The sequence below is a fragment of the Amycolatopsis thermophila genome (assembly GCF_030814215.1).
In the GTDB taxonomy this organism is placed as follows: Bacteria; Actinomycetota; Actinomycetes; order Mycobacteriales; family Pseudonocardiaceae; genus Amycolatopsis_E; species Amycolatopsis_E thermophila.
Genome location: NZ_JAUSUT010000001.1, coordinates 519,067 through 537,798, shown reverse-complemented (window position 1 = coordinate 537,798; position 18,732 = coordinate 519,067). Strand labels below are relative to the sequence as shown.

At 70.5% G+C, this 18,732-nt stretch carries 17 protein-coding genes; all 17 read left to right on the top strand.

The features are described 5' to 3' along the window. Positions 1–50: 50 nt before the first annotated feature. Entirely contained in the window at positions 51–380 is a 330-nt protein-coding gene (locus FB470_RS02505; RefSeq protein WP_306988389.1) for a DUF1360 domain-containing protein, read from the top strand. A gap of 63 nt (positions 381–443) precedes the next feature. Further along, positions 444–2,384, top strand: coding sequence for a hypothetical protein (locus FB470_RS02500; protein ID WP_306988387.1), 1,941 nt, complete (start codon positions 444–446; stop codon positions 2,382–2,384). Next, the gene (locus tag FB470_RS02495) at positions 2,371–5,109 is read left to right on the top strand and encodes a phage minor head protein (RefSeq protein ID WP_306988385.1); all 2,739 of its coding nucleotides are present in this window, start codon (positions 2,371–2,373) and stop codon (positions 5,107–5,109) included. The genes FB470_RS02500 and FB470_RS02495 overlap by 14 nt, the downstream gene beginning before the upstream one ends. Continuing rightward, on the top strand, positions 5,109–5,291 hold the full coding sequence (locus tag FB470_RS02490) for a hypothetical protein (RefSeq protein WP_306988383.1): 183 nt from the start codon (positions 5,109–5,111) through the stop codon (positions 5,289–5,291). The genes FB470_RS02495 and FB470_RS02490 overlap by 1 nt, the downstream gene beginning before the upstream one ends. Before the next feature lie 227 nt (positions 5,292–5,518). After that, a complete protein-coding gene (locus tag FB470_RS02485) occupies positions 5,519–7,384 on the top strand; it encodes a major capsid protein (protein WP_306988381.1) in 1,866 nt (621 codons plus the stop codon). 102 nt (positions 7,385–7,486) lie between these two features. Then, a complete protein-coding gene (locus tag FB470_RS02480) occupies positions 7,487–8,329 on the top strand; it encodes a hypothetical protein (protein ID WP_306988379.1) in 843 nt (280 codons plus the stop codon). Positions 8,330–8,344: 15 nt separating this feature from the next. Then, positions 8,345–9,028 carry a hypothetical protein gene (locus FB470_RS02475; RefSeq protein ID WP_306988378.1) on the top strand — a complete coding sequence of 228 codons (684 nt, stop codon included), beginning with the start codon at positions 8,345–8,347 and terminating at the stop codon, positions 9,026–9,028. 94 nt (positions 9,029–9,122) lie between these two features. Next, positions 9,123–9,932 (top strand): hypothetical protein, encoded by an 810-nt coding sequence (locus tag FB470_RS02470; protein WP_306988376.1) that lies wholly within the window; start codon positions 9,123–9,125, stop codon positions 9,930–9,932. Continuing rightward, entirely contained in the window at positions 9,923–10,477 is a 555-nt protein-coding gene (locus FB470_RS02465) for a hypothetical protein (RefSeq protein ID WP_306988374.1), read from the top strand. Before FB470_RS02470 ends, FB470_RS02465 begins: the two co-directional genes overlap by 10 nt. Positions 10,478–10,487: 10 nt before the next feature. Next, positions 10,488–10,901: a hypothetical protein gene (locus FB470_RS02460; protein ID WP_306988373.1), complete on the top strand. Its 414-nt coding sequence runs from the start codon at positions 10,488–10,490 to the stop codon at positions 10,899–10,901. 23 nt (positions 10,902–10,924) lie between these two features. Continuing rightward, the gene (locus FB470_RS02455) at positions 10,925–11,284 is read left to right on the top strand and encodes a hypothetical protein (RefSeq protein ID WP_306988372.1); all 360 of its coding nucleotides are present in this window, start codon (positions 10,925–10,927) and stop codon (positions 11,282–11,284) included. A gap of 2 nt (positions 11,285–11,286) precedes the next feature. Further along, positions 11,287–11,583, top strand: a complete 297-nt coding sequence (locus tag FB470_RS02450) for a hypothetical protein (RefSeq protein WP_306988371.1) — start codon at positions 11,287–11,289, stop codon at positions 11,581–11,583. A 72-nt stretch (positions 11,584–11,655) separates the two neighbouring features. Further along, positions 11,656–15,423: a phage tail family protein gene (locus tag FB470_RS02445; protein WP_306988369.1), complete on the top strand. Its 3,768-nt coding sequence runs from the start codon at positions 11,656–11,658 to the stop codon at positions 15,421–15,423. 9 nt (positions 15,424–15,432) lie between these two features. After that, positions 15,433–16,716: a hypothetical protein gene (locus FB470_RS02440; RefSeq protein ID WP_306988368.1), complete on the top strand. Its 1,284-nt coding sequence runs from the start codon at positions 15,433–15,435 to the stop codon at positions 16,714–16,716. Then, entirely contained in the window at positions 16,716–17,792 is a 1,077-nt protein-coding gene (locus FB470_RS02435; protein ID WP_306988367.1) for a hypothetical protein, read from the top strand. The genes FB470_RS02440 and FB470_RS02435 overlap by 1 nt, the downstream gene beginning before the upstream one ends. After that, positions 17,776–17,985 carry a hypothetical protein gene (locus FB470_RS02430; protein ID WP_306988365.1) on the top strand — a complete coding sequence of 70 codons (210 nt, stop codon included), beginning with the start codon at positions 17,776–17,778 and terminating at the stop codon, positions 17,983–17,985. Before FB470_RS02435 ends, FB470_RS02430 begins: the two co-directional genes overlap by 17 nt. Next, positions 17,982–18,725 carry a hypothetical protein gene (locus tag FB470_RS02425; RefSeq protein WP_306988363.1) on the top strand — a complete coding sequence of 248 codons (744 nt, stop codon included), beginning with the start codon at positions 17,982–17,984 and terminating at the stop codon, positions 18,723–18,725. Before FB470_RS02430 ends, FB470_RS02425 begins: the two co-directional genes overlap by 4 nt. The last annotated feature ends 7 nt before the right edge of the window (positions 18,726–18,732 follow it).

The following is an 18,732-nucleotide window of genomic DNA, read 5'->3' as shown; positions in this document are numbered from 1 at the left end:
TCAAGGCGAACCGGCCGCGGCTGGTTCTTCACTGGGGGGTGAACTGGGGGATGAGGCCGGGAACGGCGCTGCTCGCGATCGGTGCGGCGGCGCGTCTCACACGGCTGGTGACGCGCGACTCCATCACGGACGTGCCGCGCGCGAAGCTCGAACACTGGGCCAACGTGCGCAAGCACGGCGAGGAGTACACAGCCGACGATGCCGAGCACGACCCGCACTGGGCCACACAGCTGGTGAACTGCCCGTGGTGTATCGGGTTCTGGATCACCGCCGCCACCGTCACCAGCGCGCACCTGTGGGGCGAGAAGCGCTGGTGGCAGTACGTCGCGGGGGTGTGGGCCTCCTCGTTCGCCGTGTCCACCGCGGTCGTGCACGCCTAACCAGGAAGCGAACCGGGGGGAGGTGAGCGTGTGGGCGGTAAGCGGCCACCCGTGAGCGGGTGGGTGGATGAGGAGCTTCAGCGCGCCGGCCAGAAGGCGCAGGAGATGGGCGCCGACGAAGCGACCCAGCAGCGGGTGCGGGCGATGTGGGAGAAGGCTGCCGCGCCCGCGCTCATCGCTACCGCCGAGTCCTACCGGATCGGTGACCCGCCGACCGGCCGGCTGATCCGGCCCAACAACGCCGAGGGCTGGGAAACGGAGTGTTGGCAGTACTACGACAGCGTCGGTGAACTGCATTACGTCGCCGGGCAGAACGGCCGCTCGGTGGCCCAGGCCCGCCTGTTCGTCGCGAAGTACGACGACGACGGTGTGCCACGCGAGGTGGAGACCGGAGACGCGGCCGCGCTGTCCCGGGACCTGCTCGGCGGCGAAACCATGTCCGCGGAGTTGAAGTGGGCGCTCGGCGTGCAGGGCATGATCAGCGGCCAGTCGTTGATCACCGTGTCCGACGACGACGGCTGGGCCGTCTGGTCGGACCAGGACTTCAAGCTCGACAAGCAAGAGCTGAAGCGGGCTAACGACAAGGGTGGCTCCCCGTACCTTGTGGACCGAGGTGGGGCGCGCAAGGAACGACTCCCCAAGGGCACGCTGGTGATCCACATGTGGGACCGGCACCCCGGCCGTGCCTGGCAGGTCGACTCCTCCACTCGACCCGCGATCCCGTACCTGCGGGAGCTGTGCCGCCTGGACCAGTACGTGCAGGCCACCCTGCTCTCCCGAATCGCCGTCGCGGGCATCCTCCAGGTGCCGGCCGAGGCCGCGCCGATCGCGCCCCCTGGTGCGAATGTGCCGGAGGGCATGGACCCGCTGATGCACATGCTGGCCACCGTCGGGCAAGCGAACATCGCCAACCCGGGCACCGCCGCGGCGATCCTCCCGGTGCTGCTGAAGATGCCGGCCGACACGCGGCTGGAACACCTCAAGCTCGACTATGAGCTGACCGGCATCGTCAACGAGTTCCGGGAGATGAACCTCCGGCGGGTCGCGATGTCGATGGACATGGCCCCGGAGACGATGACCGGCTTTTCCGGTGTCAAGTACTCCAACGCGGAGTTCATCCAGTCCGAGTCCATCCGCACCCACGTCGTCCGGCGGGTGGCGGCGATCGCCTCAGCACTCACCAAGGGCCTCATCGTGCCCGCCCTGGACGACACGCACGTGGTGCGGTGGGACCTCTCGGACCTGGAGATCAAGCCGGACCGCACTGAGGCCGCGATCCAGCTGTATGACCGGGGCGAGCTGAACGGCGACGGGCTGCGCACCTTCACCGGCCTGCGCGACGGCGAGGCCCCGGACGGGCCAGAGCGAGTCAAGATCCTCGCGTTCCAGGCGCTCAAGAACCACCCGGACTTGTGGGGCCAGCTGGCGCCGCTGCTCGGGTTGAAGGACACCATCCGGGTCGAGTCCACCACACAGCGGGACGAACCGCGGCAGCTCGAGGACGGGCAGGGCGAGCAGGGTCCTGCCGCGCCCAGCGACACCACCACCGAGGCGCCAGCCGACCCCGGCGAACCCGCTCCCGCCGCGCCGCAGCCACCGGCTACTCCGGCGGCGACGGCCTCGGCTAGGCCGGACGTGCGGCCGCTGGTGGCGGCGTGCGACGTCGTGGTGTGCTCCGCACTTGGACGCGCGGGCGCGGCATGGCGGAAGCGGAAGCGGTCCCGGGTGGCGGCATGCCGGGACGTGGACACCCAGGCCATCTACCTGGTGCACTCCCTCACCGCGGACCGGGAACCGCACGAGACGCCGCGCGAGCACGCCGAGGCGATGTTCGGCGGCAGCTTCCCGCAGGTCCCGGGGATCGCGGCCAAGCACGGCGCGAACCCGGAATGCCTGCAAGCCAGCCTCGCCGGGTACGTGTCGGAGCTGATCGTGGACCGCCGCCCCCACGACCTCGACCGGCTGACCCACGTCGTGGAGGGCTGCGTCGATGGCGCCGAGTGACCGCGACGTCGAGCGCGCGTTCGAGCAGGCCCACCGTGAGGTTGAGGCCCTGCAGGTCGAGGCGGAGAACGTTGTCCGTGACGCTGTCGAGCAGATGGTGGCCGCCGCCCGTGCAGCCGCGAACGGCGGCGGCACCCCGAACGCGGAGAGCATCCGGGCCGCGGCCCGGCAGGCTTGGGACAGCGCCGTGCAGGCGATCCTTGCGTGGCTGCGCAGGGCGATTACGCGGCTGATCACCGGCCGGTTGGAGAGGCTTCCCCGCACGTCACCAACGCCCGGCCCACGGGACCCGGATTCGGTCGTCCCCGGGGTGCCGGAGGTCCCGGGCCCGCGCCCGCTGCCCGACGGCACCCGCGCGCGGGTGGACGAGATGGCCGCGGACTACGTGCGCGAGGCCGGCAACCGGCTGGTGAACGTGCCGGACCAGGTGTGGGAGCAGGTCCAGCACCAGCTGGCCGAGGGGTTCGAGCGCGGGGAGACGCCGCAAGAGCTGCGTGAGCGGGTGGCGCAACAGCTCGACACCCAGGAGTGGGCGCCGGAGGCCGAACGGATTGCCCGCACCGAGACGACTGGGGCGTTCAACTACGCGCAGGCCCGCGCGCTCGACGCCGCGGAGACCGAGCTGGGCGAGCGGCTTCGGCGCATGTGGATCGCCACGCAGGACAACCGCACACGGCCGACCCACCGTCGCGCGCACCGGCAGATCGTGGAGTCCGGGGAGCCGTTCCGGGTCGGAGGGTTCCCGCTGCGGTACCCGGGCGATCCGCTCGGGCCCGCTGACGAGGTGATCAACTGCCGCTGCGTGGCCGTAGCCGTTGCGGAGGACCTGGTGATCGGGCTGTCTCCGGAGTTGATCGAACGGGAGCGGGAGGCGATGGAGCGAGAGTTCCGCGGCGCGTCGGTGGCCGCCGATGTCGACGAGGCGCAGCCGAGTCTGGAGGCGGTGATGCCGCCGCAGCTGTTGCAGTACTGGACCGCTGGGGAAGGCGCGGCGAAGATCGCGTGGGGCTCCCCGGGTGACTTCACCAGGTGCGACCGGTACTTGGCCGAGTACATCCACGACGACTCGGAACGCAAGGGGGCCTGTGCGCGCCTCCACAAGCTCACCACCGGGAAGTGGCCGAACGAGCGCGGCATGGCCGCGGACGGGGAGATGGGGGACAGCATGGCGTGCCCGTGCGAGGCCGTGGAGGCTACCGACGACACCGAGCCGGCCGAGGTGGTGACGGCCGAGCACACCAGCGGGATGATCGCGCTCATCCCATCGGAGGCCGACGTGCAGCGGCTTGCGCTCGAGGACGCGGTGCAGGACGACGGCACCCCGATGCCGCTGGAGGAGCTGCACGTGACGTTGCTGTTCCTCGGTGAGGCGGCGCAGTGGGGCAGCGAGCAGCAGGCCGCGGTGCACCAGCTCGCCGCGGACATCGCGGCGATCGGTCCGGTGATCGAGGGGAACGCGTGGGCCGCGGCGGCGTTCAACCCGGGCACGGACGACGAGTGCGTGGTGTACCTGGTGGGGGACAACACCGGCACCCTGTCCGCGATGCACGAGTCCGTGTGCGAACGGGTGCACGAGCTGGGGGACGTGCCGCTGCCGGAGCAACACAACCCGTGGATCCCGCACTGCACCGCCACGTACCGCACCAGCGACGTGGCGCGGCTGGTGGAGCGGGTCGGGCCGATCACGCTGGACCGGATCCGCGTCGCGTTCGGTGGCGAGTACGTCGACTACCCGCTGGTGGGCCAGCTCGCGCCGGAGATCGACGACGAGGACCGTGACGAGCTGGACGAAGTCGACACCGTCGAGGACCTGTTGGAGGCGTCCGCGGGGGACGCCGGGAAGACCGTTACGGCGCGAGCCGATGACACTGGGGGTGAGCCCGTGGGAACGAGCACGGAGACCGCGGCGCCGGTCGTGACGGCGGCCGCGGTGGATGCGGTGGCGATCGTGGCGCAGGCAGTGGAGAACGCGCCCGAGGCGCCGCCAGCCGAGTGGTTCGAGGACCAGCACCTGACCGCGGCCACGCCGATCACGGTCACGCCCGAGGGGCAGGTGTTCGGGCACATCGCGCTGTGGAACTCGTGCCACCGCGGGTTCGAGGGCGAGTGCGTGCCGCCGCCGCCCAGCTCCACGATCGACTACGAACTGGCGCACCACAAGGACGTCGTCACCGCGGACGGGACACAGATCCGGGCCGGGCAGCTGATCGTGGGCTGCCCGCACGCCGCCGACAACGCCCCGTACCGCGACGCGCGGGAGTACCACGAGGCCATGTGCACCCCGGCGGCGAACGTGCGGTTCTACGAGGACGAGCACGGCATCGTCGCGGCCGGGTCGCTGGTGCCGGGGCTGACGGTGGAGGACGTGGCGAAGCTGCGCCACATCTCCGGGGAATGGCGCACGGTGTCGCTGGAGCTCATGGCCGCCGTCGGGGTGGACAACCCCGGGTTCCCGGTGGCGCCGCTGGACGCCGAAACCGTTGCGGTGACGGCCTCGGCGGACCTGGCGCGCGCGATGGTGGCGCACATCCCGCGCCGGCCGGTGGATCCGCTGCACATCGTGGAGCGCGCCGCCGAGCGGGCCGCCGAGAAGGCGGTTGAGGCGTTGGAGGCGCGGCAGCAGCGCGCCCAGGCGTTGGAGGCCGCGACGGCTGTGGTGGCGCAGGCCCAGGTGGCCGCGACTGCCCGGGAGATCAACCGATACACGAAGAGGGGGAGCAACTGATGGGGTGCAACTGCAGCAAGGGGAAGGGCTCGACGGCCACGGCGGCGGCGCGAGCGGCGTCCGGCGGCACCACCTACGAGGTGCTGCAGAACGGGGTGGTCAAGTACCGCACCCACGACAAGGCCGCCGCGGAGTCGAAGAAGGCCGCGCTGCCGGGCGCGACGATCCGCACCCGCGGCTGACACGCTCCGTGGCCCGGTTGCGCTGGTGTTGCGCAACCAGGGTGATATGCTGCCGGTGAACGTTCCCGGGACGCACGATTGCGTTCTGGCGTGACCGTGCTGCTGGTCTCAAAGGGGACCGGGCACATCGCAAAGACCTCTTGTTTCTTTGCGTGTCCCCGGTCCCTTTTCTTATGCGCACGGGAAGGGCGAGGGGATGCGCCCGAGCATGTCTGGGGGGCTTCGACATGCCTGACCGTCCCGAGATTCCCGAGGACATCACTCAGCTCAATCGTGAACAGCTCGTCGAGCTGGAAGGCCAGTTGCTGGCCCGGTTCAACGAGCTGCGTGATGCGGAGGCCACCGACGAGGTGACCGCCGAGATGGGCCAGATCGCCGCGGCGCTGCCGCAGATCGGTGAGCGCGTCGACGCGATCGACGCCGCCGCCGCTCAGCGCGCGGAGGCCGAGGCCGCCGCGCAGGCCGCCGAGCGGCGCCGCGCCGAAGCCGCGGAACGCGCGGAGCGTGAGGCCGCGGAGCGTGCCGAGCGGGAAGCCGCGGAGGCCGCGCAGCGTGAGGCCGAGGAGACCGCCCGCGCCGAGGCGGCGCGTGTGGAGGCCGAGCGGGCCGCCGCGGAGCAGGCCGCCGAGGCCGCGCGGCAGGAAGCCGCCGCGCAGGTGGACACCCCGGCCGCGCCGGACACCGCCGGGCAGGAGGCCGGGCAGGAGCTGGCTATGGCCGCGTCCGCTGGGCGTCCGTCGGTGGCCGACATCGCCAACCGTGCCCCGGCCCCGACCCCGCCGGCCACCACGAAGCCGCGCGCCGCCTGGTACAGCGTGCTCACCGCGGGAGCGGAGATCCCCGGCACGTCGGCGGGGGCGACGTTCCAGTCCGGCAGCGAGCTGGGCGAGGCCGTCGTGCGCCGGACCGAGGCGATCGCCGTCCACAGCGGCGAGCGGCAGGCCATGGTCGCGCGGGCGCACATCGACGCGTTCAACGAGCCGGTGACCCGGTCGGAGTCCGGCAGCGCCGTCACCACCCGCATGCTGGAAGCTGTCCGCGACTACATCTCGCGCGACGAGCAGCGGGACGTGCTCACCGCCGCCGGTGGCTGGTGTGCTCCCTCAGAGACGTTGTACGACATGTGTGAGCCGGAGGTCGCCGACCAGCTCATCTCGCTGCCGGAGATCCCGATCACGCGGGGCGGTATCCAGTACTTCAAGTCCCCCAACATCTCCGACTTCAACTCGGCGCTGTGGGGGTTCTGCGAGCCGGAGTTGATCACCGGCGTCACCAAGCCGTGCGCCGAGGTCCCCTGCCCCGAGCCGGAAGAGGTCCGGGCCTGTGTCGAGGGCGCGTGCCTCAACGTGGGGTTGCTGCAGGCCAAGGCGTTCCCGGAGTGGGTGGAGCGGTACGTGCGCGGCGTGATGGTCGCCCACGCCGTCCGGATCTCCGCGGCCACCATCGCGCGGATGGAGGCGCTGTCCATCGCGGTGAACTACCCGGACACCGCGCCGATGCTGCAGGGCAGCGGGTTCACCGCCACCCTGCTCAACACGCTCGAGTTCCAGATCGAGGACCTGCGCGCGGACTACTTCCTCGGCGTGGGTGACCGCCCCGTCGTCGTCCTGCCGCGGTGGGTGCGCAGCATCATCCGCGCCGACCTGGCGAACCGGCTCGGCGTGGACCTGCTCAAGGTCACCGACGCCTACATCGACTCGCTGTTCACCGACCGCGGTGTCGGCCGGATCCAGTGGGTCAAGGGCTGGCAGACCGAGACCGTCGGCGCGCCGGGCACCCAGCTCGCGTGGCCGTGCACGGTGAAGTTCCTGCTGTACCGCGAGGGCACGTTCGTGCGCGGCCTGGAGCCGATCATCGACATCGAGACGCTGTACGACTCGGCGCTGCTGGCGCAGAACAAGATGACCCGGCTGTTCACCGAGCAGGGTTTCCTGGTCGCCGATCTGTGCACCGACTCCCGGCTCGTCACGATCCCGGTGTGCCCGTCGGGTGCGACGCACTGCGGCAACGTCATCTCCTGCTTCAACAGCTGCGCGACGACCCCTCCGGACACCGGCGGCACCGTCGCGCCGGAGGACCCGGACAACCCGTAGCCCCGAAATCGTGGTCCGGTGGGGGCAGCCGCTCGTGGTTCCCCCACAGCCCCCACCGGGCCGCACCTCGTTGTCAGGTAACGGTTTTGGGAGAGGGTCTGCATGGCGGGTGTGACTGTCGCCGCGCCGGTGCGCACACCGCACCGGTACGGCCTGTTCTCGGCGGCGTCCATCGTGGACGCCACCGATATGCACGAGTTGATGGGTGTGCAGTGGCAGCCGCTCCCGTGCGGGCGGCCCGGCCTGTTCGTCGAGGACTGTCTCCCAACCGGGGGCGGCAACCCGGACGTTCCCGCCACCACCGAGAAGGACTTCGCCGACCAGCCCGGCACCGTCGAGGCCAGCCCGATCACGGTGTACGGGTCGTTCCGGTGTCGCCTGCTCGGCTACAGCCTGGAGGAGGCCCAGCGGCGGGCGCGTGAGCACCTGGAGGCCGGGGAACAGCAGGCCGTCGAATACGCGGTGATGAGCGGCGAAGGCGGGAACCTGCCATTCCTGGCCGACGCCGACACCGTCAACCTCGGCACCGCGACCTGCGCCGAGGAACTGCTGTCGCTGCTGTACGAGCACGCCGACGCCGAGTTCACCGGCGAACCGGTGCTGCACGTGCCCAGGGCCGCGGCCCCGTGGCTCAAGGACCACCTGGCCCGCGAAGCGGGGCGGCTCGTCACCACACTCGGGACGCCGGTGGTGGCCGGCGCCGGGTACAGCGAAGCGAACGTCGGCCCCGGTGGTGTTGCGGCGCCGGCGGGGAGTTTCTGGGTGTACGCGACCGGGCCCGTCGTGGTGCGGCGTGGCCCCATCACCGCGGTTCCGAACCCTCCTGAGGCGGGGCTGAACCGCAGCAACAACGACTTCACCGCTCTTGCGGAGCGGCAGTACGTCGTCGGTTGGGACTGCCTCGCCGCCGCGGTGCAGTTCACCCCGGCGTGCTGCTGCGGGTAACTGGGGAGGATACCCATGACTTGCTTCACGCCCGTCCGCGGGCGCCGGATGCGCATCACCAAGGTCAACGAGTGTGGCGCCCCCATCTACGGGGACTGCTCGCAGGTCGTCACGTCGGGGTTCGTGTCGGTGGAGTTCTCGCCGCAGACCGACGAGGGCGAAGAGATCACCGTCCGCAACGCCAACGGCGAGATCTGCGTGTCGATCCCGGCCTGCACCAGCATGACCGGCATCGAAACCACGATCACGTTCTGCAACGTGGACACCGACCTGTTCTCGCTGATGACCGGGCAGGACCCGATCCTCGGCGAGGACGGCGAGGGAATCGGCTTCGACATCGCTGACATCCCCTGCAACGAAGGCTTCGCCCTGGAGCTGTGGACCGGTGTGCACTCCGACCAGCCCTGCGGTGTGGCCGGCACCGAGCAGTACGGCTACCTGGTGCTGCCGTGGCTGTCCAGCGGTGTCCTGGCGGACTTCACCATCGAGGATGGGGCGGTGTCCTTCGGTGTCACCGCCACCGCCCGCTCCGGCTCTGGATGGGGCGCGGGTCCCTACAACGTCCAGAACCTCGCTGCGGGGCCGTCGCCGCTCACGCCGCCGCTGGCGCCTGATCGGTTCGGCCGGATGATCCTGACCACGGTCGCGCCGCCCGAACCGAGCTGCGGCTGCCAGCCGTTGGTTGCTCCTGGCCCGTAAGGCACACCAGAACGGACTGCCCGCGCCGCGACCCCGACTCGCGGCGCGGGCAGTTGCGCATGGGTTGCGCAACAAGACGGGTAGGATCGCAACCGTGACAACGCCTGGGGGGGCTTTCGCGTTCGCGTGCGACTGGGGAGTCGTCGCTGATCCATGCTGCCCGGGCTGGGAGGAAGCCGAGCCCGCCGAGCGGGAGCGAGCCTCCAAGCTGGCGGTGTTCCTGCTGTGGGCCGCCACCGGCCGCCAGTACGGCCGCTGCGAAGTCACCATCCGACCGTGCCGCCGCGGCTGCACCGCGTTCACCGAGGTGCGCGGGGTGTGGCAGGGCAACCGGTGGACGCCGCTGTTGCAGGACGGACAGTGGTTCAACATCGAATGCGGCTGCAACCAGCACCGGTGCTCGTGCACCGAGGTGTGCGAGATCGAGCTCCCCGGCTGGCTCCCGGAACCCGTGCGCGTCCACGTCGACGGGCAGGACGTTCCGTTGGTGCAGTTCCGCGTGGACGACGGCCGCCGCCTGGTGTGGGAGGCCAACCCGGACGGGGCCTGTTTCCCGCTGTGCCAGGACCTGAGCAAGCCGCTGGGGCAGCCGGGCACTTGGGCGGTCACGTACAAGCACGGGCTGCCGGTGCCCCCGGGCGGGGAGGAGATCGCGGGGGAGCTGGCGTGTGAACTGCTCAAGGCGTGCACCCCGGGGATGGCCGACCAGTGCCGGTTGCCGGACAATGTCAAGCGGGTCACCCGCGAGAACGTCGAGTACGAGTTCGACGCCGCCGCGTCCGGTGACTTCGGGGTGTTCTCCATCAACCAGTGGGTGAAGGCGGTCAACCCGTACGGGCTGGTCGCACCGCCGCAGATCTACTCGCCCGACGTCGTGTCCCCGGTGGTGACCACGTGGCCCTGACGAAACGCGCGCTCGCCGCGCCGCAGCCAGTGGGGGACCCGGTGGCGTGGCCTGTGGCGCAACGGCTGCTGGACTGCTTATGCGGGATCCTCGAAGACCACCGCCCCGTCAAGTGCTGCTGCATCTTCTACGGCGCCGAGGTGCCCTGGGACGACTGCTCCGCCGACGGCGGCCGGGAGGGCATGGCGTGGGTGCGCATCACCGGCGTCTACCCGACCGACCGGTTCCCCGCCCAGGCCGCCACCGCAACGGCGTGTGGCGCTCAGGACGGGTGGGTCGTGACGTTGGAGCTCGGCGCGATGCGCTGCGCGCCGGCTCTCGGGCCGCAGGGACAGCTGCCCGGTTGCGACGCGAACACCGCGGCGGCGGAGAAGGCCGCGCAAGACGCTCACGCGATGCGACGGGCACTGTTCTGCTGCGACTGGCTCGAGAACAGCGACCAGCGGTTCCTCGTCGGCCCGTGGACCCCGGCCTCCGGCGGCGGCTGCCAGGGCGGCGTCATGACCGTCACCGTCCACGTCAACGCCTGCGTGTGCAACGGCTGAGGGGGCGAGTGTGGCGAGGGTACGGCGGATCACGATCAACCAGGCCGGGTTGCGGCAGCTGGGCACCAACCCGAGCACCACGACGTACCGGCAGATGCGGCGCATCGGGGTCGCGGTGCACTCCACCGCGGTCCAGCTTGCCCCGGTCGACACCGGACGCCTGCGGCAGTCCGGGGACGTCACGATGCGCCCCGGGTTTCCGCGGATGGCGGTGCGGATCGGGTTCTACGCCCGGCACGCGTTCTGGGCGCACCAGGGGCGGCGCGGGTTTGAGGCCAAGCCGGGGAAGGTGCTGGCCTGGCGGAAGCGGGGCGGGCCGATGGTGTTCCGGAAACGGGTCGGTCCGGCGAAGGGGAGGCCGTTCCTGACCAGGGCCGTGCAGCTGGTGACGGGGAAATCCACCGGCGTGCCAACGAAGTACTAGCGCTACAACGAGGGGGGAACCACATGGCAGGGGTGAAGACGTTCGCGGTTGCGGCCGGGCGGAAGAAGGGCAACCGCAAGCCGATCCCGTTCAAGCTGTTCGAGGGGGACAGCGAGACCTACCACGTCAACGCGAACCTCCCGGAGGACGCGTTGGTGGCGCTGTCCATGGAGTTCATCGAGGCCGACGACAGCGGCAAGGCCGGTGACCTCATCAAGGCGATGGTCGCGCAGATGAAGGCGGTGTTCACCGAGGACACCTACAACCGGCTCATGGCCCGGTTGACGCAGGGCGAGATCCGATTCAAGGACCTGAACGAGCCGCTGATGTGGGCTGTGGAACAGCTCACCGGCCGCCCTACCGGGTCGCGATCCGCCTCATAGGCGTGATCGCGCGGGAGTGGGACCAGCTCGACGGCACCCTGCTCCCGAAGGGGATCGATCTGCTGGAGGTGCCGTTGGACCGGGCCCTCAACGTGGTGCACGCGCTGCTGATGTCCACCGCGGTCGAGGAAAAGGACCGGTTCAAGCTCGAATCCGCGTTGAACAAGCCGTTGCCCATCGAGACCGCGGGGGACAGGCGGGACGACTTTTGGGCCGGCGCGGAGTCCGATGGTGCCGCGTTCCTCGCGGCGATGGGGCAGGGCAACTCGATGTTGGGGGGTCGCGCGCCGCGCGCGTGACGCAGTAGCGCAACTGTTGCGCACCGAGCCGATACAGTTATCGGCGGGGGAACCAGCTGGGGGGGCTGGGTTGTGACGAGCCCGAATCTCGGGTCCGTCGAGGTCGATGTCGAGCTGAACGTCGCCGACATCGAGCCTCGGCTTCGCCGTGCCTTGCGTCGCCCGGCCGAACGGGCGGGCGAGGACTTCGAGGATTCCTTCGGCCAGTCCGGCGACCGTGCCGGCCGTAAGTGGGCAGACCGGTTCCGCGTCGGGATGCGCGGCCGGATGCGCGCTGTGCAGGCCGAGGTCGGTGTCTCCGTCGATGAATCCTCGCTGGCCCAGGCGCGGGAGCAGGTGGAGCGCGCCACGCGGGTGGAATCGCTGCTGTCGGTCGACGCCGACGTGCGGAAGGCGCAGCGGGAGATCGCGGAGCTGGTGCAGCAGCGCGGCACCGCCCGGTTGGACATCGACGCCGACATTTCCCGGGTCCAGAAGAAGCTGGCGGAGTTGGAGGGGCAGCGCGGCACCTCGATCGAGGTCGACGCCGACATCCGCAAGTACGAGGCCCGGTTGCGCAGCCTGCGCGCCCAGCGGGAGACCGCGGAGATCGACGTCGACGCCGACATCCGGCGCGCCCAGAACCGTATCCAGGGCCTGACTGCGCGCGGCAACCTGTTGCGGTTGCAGGTCGACGCGGACGCCCGCGGTGTGCGCGATGTCGAGCGGGACCTGTCCGCGCTCACCACCGTCGCCCGCAACGCCGGGTCCGCGCTCACCAGTGTGGTCACCACGGGAGCGAAGCTCACCCTGGTCGGTGCTGGCGCTGGTGCCGCGGTGGCAGGGGTGACTTCCCTGACCGGCGGCGTGGTCGCGCTCGGCGCGGCGCTGGGACAGGCAGCCGGCGCGGCCGGTCTGCTACCCGCCGCGCTGCTCGGCGTCCAGTCGGTCGTCGGGACGATCAAGCTCGGCACGCAGGGGCTCGAGGACGCGTTGGGCGCGGTCGCCGAGGGCGACGCGAAGGCGCTGAACGAGGCCATGAAGGAGCTGGCCCCGTCGGCGCAAGCGTTCGTGCGTGCGGTCGCCGGGGCGAAGCCCGCGTTCGACCGGATGCAGCTCGGCGTGCAACAACGGCTGTTCGACGGGCTCGCGAACAGCGTGTCCCGTCTCGCGGCGCGGTACCTGCCGGTCGCGAACCGGCTGTTCGGCGCGACCGCGGACAACTTGAACGCCGCCGCGAAGGAGGCGTTGCGGTTCGCCAACGACTCCGAGGTGCTGGGGCAGACGAAGAACCTGGTCGAGAACCTGATCGACTCGACTCACAACCTGGTGCCCGCGGTGAAGCCGGCACTGTCGGCGTTCCTGGACATCTCCGAGGTCGGGTCCAAGTTCCTGCCAGACATGGCCGCCGGGGTGTCGCGGCTCTCCGAGCGGTTCGCCGACTTCATCCGCAACGCCGCCGCCACCGGTGAGCTGGACAAGTTCTTCACCGCCTCGCTCGACACGCTGCGGGAACTCGGCGTCACCGTGCGGGACTTCGCCGTCGGGCTCGGGAACGTGTTCAAGATCGCGAACCAGCAGGGCGGCGGGCTGCTCAACACCCTCCAAGGTGTTGCGGAGCAGTTCCGGGCATGGACCGAGAGCGCGCAGGGCCAGAAGTCGCTGATGAGCTTCTTCGACGCGATGCAGCGCATCACGGCGGCGCTGCTGCCTGTGGTCGGGGAGCTGGTGCAGGCGCTCGGGGCGATCGCGCCGATCGTGGCGAACCTCGCCGAGACGCTGTTCCCAGCGCTGCAGCCGGTGATCCGGACCCTCGCCGACTCGCTGCGGGAGATCGCCCCCGACATCCAGACCTTCGCGCAGGGCCTGGCGGATGCGGTGTCCAGCCCGGAGGTGCAGCAGGGGCTGCGGGACCTGATCAACGGGCTCGGTGACCTTCTCGCCGCGGTCGGCCCGAAGCTTCCCGCGATCGCGTCCGCGTTCGGGGACATCGCCTCCGCGATCGGCACGGTGGTCGGCTGGGCGGCGAAGCTGATCGACATCCTGCCCTCCGGGCTGGTTGAGGTCACCGCGAAAGCCGCGATCGCCTACGCCGTGCTGAAGAAGTTCGGGTTGCTCGACCTCGGCAAGAGCCTCGGCAAGTCGTTCAGCGCGGGGCTTGGGGCCGCGTTCGACAGCGGCGACCGGAAGGTCGCCAGCGGCGGCAAGCGGTGGGCCCGCACCCTCACCGGCGTTCTCAAGGGCGCCGGGTGGGCGGGTGTCGGGTTATCGATCGCCGACGAACTGTTCAGCGCCAAGAACCTCGGCATCAGCGAGAAGGACCTGAAACAGCTGGGGCTGTCGTCGGATGCGGGCGGCATCGAGGTCGCCCTCAACGGCATCGGGCTCATAGGCAAAGAGTTCGGGAAGATCTTCACCGGCGACTCGGACCCGATCAAGTTCATCTCCCGATTGACCGGTTCCAACCTTGAGAGCCTGATATTCGGCGACTTCAACAAGGGCATCGACGACGCCGTGGGTCGGTGGAAGACGACCATCGGGCAGGGCCTCGAGGGTGTGCGGGGCGTCTTCGACCAGGGGTGGGGCAACATCCACCAAGACACCCTCGGTTCCTGGATGCAGATCGGTGACGCGGTCGGGTCCGGCGTCGCGAACCTCCGGAGCATCGCCGACATCGGCTTCGTCGGCGTGCGTGAAAAGGCGCTCGCCGGGTGGACCGGGTTGCGGGATGACGCCCTGTTCAGCTGGGCCGAAACGACCGCCGCAGTGTCCACGGGGATCACCGCACTCGGCGTCACGGTTGGCGCCGGGATCGCTGGCGTGGCGGCCTCCGCGCTGGCCGGGTGGGCGCAGATGCAGGCCGGCACGCTCGGCGCCTGGATGGGCATCAACGGCACCGTCGGTGCGGGTGTCGCGCAAATGCAGGGCACCGTCGGAGCTGGGGTCGCCGGAATGGTCGGCACGGTCGGGTCCGGGCTTGCGCAGATGCAGGGCGCGGTGGCGGGTGGATTCGGCGGGATGGTCGGCGCGGTCGGGTCCGGTCTCGCCCAGATGCAGGGCGCGAACCTCGCTGGCTGGGCGGGCATGGTGTCCACCACCCAGGCCAAGGGGGCTGAGGTGATCGCCGCCGCCCGCGGGGTGGGTTCCGGGATCGCGGGCGCGTTCAACGGGATCAACCTGCGGGGTGTCGGTGCGGCGTTGATGGACGGTCTCGCCGCCGGTATCGAGGCTCGGGCGGCCTATGCGGCGGCCAAGGCTCGGGCCGCGGCGGCGGCGGTCGCGGCTGCCGCCGCTGGTGTGCTGCAGGTGGCGTCGCCGTCCAAGGTGTTCATCCGCATCGGGCAGTTCGTGATGGACGGCCTGATCGTCGGCATGGAGAACCGGCAGGGCGCGGTAGTGCGGGCTGCCGAGCAGGTCGCCGCGTCCGTGGGCGAGGCGGCGACTCGGGCGGCGAAGACGTCACCAATGCAGCAGGCTGCGCAGGAGATGCTGACCGCGCTCACCAGCGGGGCCACGTTCTTCGAGGACTTCTCGTTCCGCGGCGCGAGCGCGCTGGCCAAGCAGTTCAACGATGTCCTCGCCGACCAGTTCTACGGGCAGGGCGGGGTGTTCGACGCGAACGCCATCGAACGGTTCCTCCGCGGAGTCGCGGGCGGTGCCCCACTGGGCGGTTACGGGCGCGCCGGGGTGCTGGACGGCATCCCACCGCTGTACCAGGCGAGCAGCGCGGCACCAGCGGCCGGAGGGGTGTCGCGGGTGACGACGAACAGCCCGGTCTTCCACATCACCGAGGCGCACGACGCGCGCGCCACCGCGGCGGCCGTGGACGCGCGGTGGCGGTCGATCGTGTCGAGGTTCTGAGGGGGCGGGATGCTGGAGACCTATTTCAGCCTGGGCGGCCTGGAGATCGGGAACAACGCCCGCGTCGAGGCTTACATGCAGCCCGGCCTGTCCCGGTCGCTGAACGGGTGCGCGTGCCCCGGGTTCGCCGAAGCCCTGGGGCACCAGCCCTACACCACGCCGGCCGCCGACCCGGCACCGTGGTACGACCCGAACGAGCCGGAGTCCGCCGGGTTCGGCGGGCTGTGGATCGAAACCATCGACGGGCTCCACAACGGCGCGTTCAACATCTCCCCGGTGCAGCGGCTCGGGGACGGGGCGATCGTGCCCCCACGACGCCACAGGGACCGCGTGCTCACCGTCACCGGATGGCTGTTCGCCACCGACATGTGCTCGGCAGACTGGGGGCTGCGGTGGCTCACCGCCCGCCTCCTCGGCTGCGCCTCCTGTGAAGGCGCCGACCTGTGCCTGTTGCGGTGCTGCCCGGACGACGCCGACGACGTGCAGCGGCAGCTGCGGACGCTCAAGAACGCGCAGCTGATCACCGCGCCGGAGGTCATCGGGCGCGCCCCGCTGCCGGACGCGGTGTGCGAGGGCAAGACGCGGCCGGCGTTCCAGGTGACGTTCCAGATCTCCGCCGACCCGGCGTTTTGGCGGCAGCCCATCACGGTGATCGACGAGCTGGTGTGGCCCGAGCCGGACCCCGACACACAGCTGTGCAACATCATCTGGGACACCTCCGGAGACTGCGACCCGGACAACCCCGACTGCATCCCCGGCGTCAACTCGCCGCTGCGCGGGTGCACCGCGAACCCGCTCTGCCCGCCACCCCCACCGCCACCGCGGGTGCCGTCGGCGACGACCGGGTGCGTGTGCATCCCGCTGTACGTGGTGCGGCAGTGCGCCGACATCCCCGCCACCGCGCTCGCCCCGCAGTTCGTGTCCGCGCTGCGGATGCGGCTCTACGCAGGCGACGACCCGATCCGGAACCTGTCCATCACCGTCTACCAGAACCCGCGGCAGCTCCCGGCGGAGGAGCTGGACGAGTGCCGGGCCTGCGGCACCTACTACGTGGAGTACGTGCCGCCGGACTCGACGCTGGTGATCGACGGCACCACCAGCAGCGCGCGGATGCTGTGCCCCGGCGGGGTCAACACCCGCGGGGACACGGTGCTGTTCGGCGACGGCGGCGGCCCGGCGCAGCACATCCAGTTGCAATGCGGGATGCACTACACGGTCTGCGCGGACATGGACGTCGAGTCGTTCTCGCCGCTGGCCACCCTGTCGCTCGAGACCGTCACGCGGGAGATGTGATGGCGCTCGGGTGCGGGAAGCACAAGGCGATCGTGGTGGACCGGGACACCGGGCACAAGGTGCTGGAGGTCGCGAAGCCGCTGCGGGTGGAGTGGACCCGGGTCCGCAACAACACCTCCCACGCGGAGGTTCGGGTGCCGTCCGGGGCCTGCTGTGACGAGTTGACGAACGTGCGGCCGTGGCGACACGAGCTGGTGATCTACCGCACCGAGGGCGGCCCCTACGAGCCGGTGTGGCAGGGCCCCATCGTGCCGATCGACGCCGAGTCCGACGTCGCCACCCTGTACGCCGAGGACGGGTGGGCCTGGCTGGACGTGCGCTACCCCCGCGCCGACATGACAGTCTCCGACGAGGTGACCGCCGCCGCACTGACCCTGATAAAGGCCGGGCTCAACCACCCGGACGGCGCCGGGGACGAGACCGGGATCCTGTCCGCCCCGTTGATCTACCCCACCGAGGTGCACACCGAGCGGGAGTTCCACGCCTACCAATCGAGCGTGGGTGCGTCGCTGCGGCAGATGACGGGGTCGGCGCTCAACGTCACGTTCCTCGGGAAGCGGCTCATCCTCTGGGGCCCCCAGCCGTTGGGCAAGACGGACTTGTTGCAGGACAAGGACTTCCTCAACGGGTTGAAGGTCACCCACGACGGCAACGCCGCAGTGTCGCGGGCGATCGTGCTCGGCAAAGACGGCATCCGCGCCGAATACGGCGGCACCGACCCCTACTACGGGCTGATCGAGCGCGTGATCAACGACTCGACCATCGCCGACCAGACGACCGCCTTGGAGGTCGCCCGCAGGCAGGTGGAGATGGGGATGCCTCCGCCGCTCTACATCTCCTTCGGGAACGAGGCCCGCCTGTCCGACACCGCCCCGGTGACGATCCGCGAACTGGTGCCCGGCGTCGTGCTTCCGGTGTGGACAGAGGCCACCTGTTACCAGGTTTACCAGGACATGGTGCTCGACCGACTCACCGTCGTGGAGGAGACAGACGAGGACGGCGGCGGCGAAACCGTGTCAGTCGGGCTGGCCAACCTCGAGACGAGCGTGGAGGCGATCAGTGGCGTACTCGCCTAGCAACCGGCCACGCACGCCGGAGGAGATGTTCCGCGAGATCCGCGACCGCTTGGAGGCGCTGGAGAACGCCGCCTCGGTTCGGGTCGGCGGATGGGGGATCAAGCAGGACGAACAGGGCCGGATCGTGGCCGTGCACGCCGCGTCCGGCACGACCGTGGTTCTGGCCGAACCACAGGCTGGGGGGACAGCATGACATCACCATGCGGGTGCGGTAACGAGCAGGCCGGGGAGTGCTTCTGCGCGTTCACCTCCACCCCGGACATCACCGTGTCCGGGTCGGGCACCGCAACGTCGCCGTACGCGCTCGCCCTCGCGCCCGGGGTGAAGACCACGGTGTCGGAGCTGGACACCGGCACCATCGACATGCACGTCAACGAAGCGCCGGCCGGGAACTACGTCGTGTCCGCGGACGCTCGAATCTCCGCGCAGGCCGGGAACGCGCTGCAGCAGGGCGACGACGGCGGCCTCTACGTGCTCGGCGCGAACGCGATCCAACCGCTGCGGTTCATGCAGCTGTACCAGACCGCGCCGCAACAGCTGCAGAACGGGCAGGAGACGCCGCTGATCTGGCACGCGGCCTACAACTACCCGGGCACCATCGGCGCGGGCGGCGTGGACTTCTTCGAAGCCCCCTACGCGGGGATCTACGACTTCCACGTGTTCTGGCGCATCACCGCGCAGGTGGCGGTGCGGCGGCTGTTCTCCTACATCGGCGACACGACCACCCCGCCGGTGCGGCTGTCCGGCACGGCGCTCGCCGAATTCCCCACCGCTGATCTCAACCCCGGCATCACCTTCGGCGAGCCGCTGGAGCTGGCCGCGGGGCAGCGGGTCCGGGTGATCGCGAACCAAGTGTCTGGCGGCATCCGCTCGACGATCAGCGACAACCGAGCGACCCGGCTCTCGGTGACGTATCTCGGGCCGAACCACTGAGGGGGCA

Excerpts from the sequence above, each read along its gene's own strand:
- FB470_RS02505 (WP_306988389.1), top strand. The coding sequence starts at position 51 with ATGAGGCCGGGAACGGCGCTGCTCGCGATCGGTGCGGCGGCGCGTCTC.
- FB470_RS02495 (WP_306988385.1), top strand. The coding sequence starts at position 2,371 with ATGGCGCCGAGTGACCGCGACGTCGAGCGCGCGTTCGAGCAGGCCCAC.
- FB470_RS02490 (WP_306988383.1), top strand. The coding sequence starts at position 5,109 with ATGGGGTGCAACTGCAGCAAGGGGAAGGGCTCGACGGCCACGGCGGCG.
- FB470_RS02485 (WP_306988381.1), top strand. The coding sequence starts at position 5,519 with ATGCCTGACCGTCCCGAGATTCCCGAGGACATCACTCAGCTCAATCGT.
- FB470_RS02480 (WP_306988379.1), top strand. The coding sequence starts at position 7,487 with ATGGCGGGTGTGACTGTCGCCGCGCCGGTGCGCACACCGCACCGGTAC.
- FB470_RS02475 (WP_306988378.1), top strand. The coding sequence starts at position 8,345 with ATGACTTGCTTCACGCCCGTCCGCGGGCGCCGGATGCGCATCACCAAG.
- FB470_RS02455 (WP_306988372.1), top strand. The coding sequence starts at position 10,925 with ATGGCAGGGGTGAAGACGTTCGCGGTTGCGGCCGGGCGGAAGAAGGGC.
- FB470_RS02440 (WP_306988368.1), top strand. The coding sequence starts at position 15,433 with ATGCTGGAGACCTATTTCAGCCTGGGCGGCCTGGAGATCGGGAACAAC.
- FB470_RS02435 (WP_306988367.1), top strand. The coding sequence starts at position 16,716 with ATGGCGCTCGGGTGCGGGAAGCACAAGGCGATCGTGGTGGACCGGGAC.
- FB470_RS02425 (WP_306988363.1), top strand. The coding sequence starts at position 17,982 with ATGACATCACCATGCGGGTGCGGTAACGAGCAGGCCGGGGAGTGCTTC.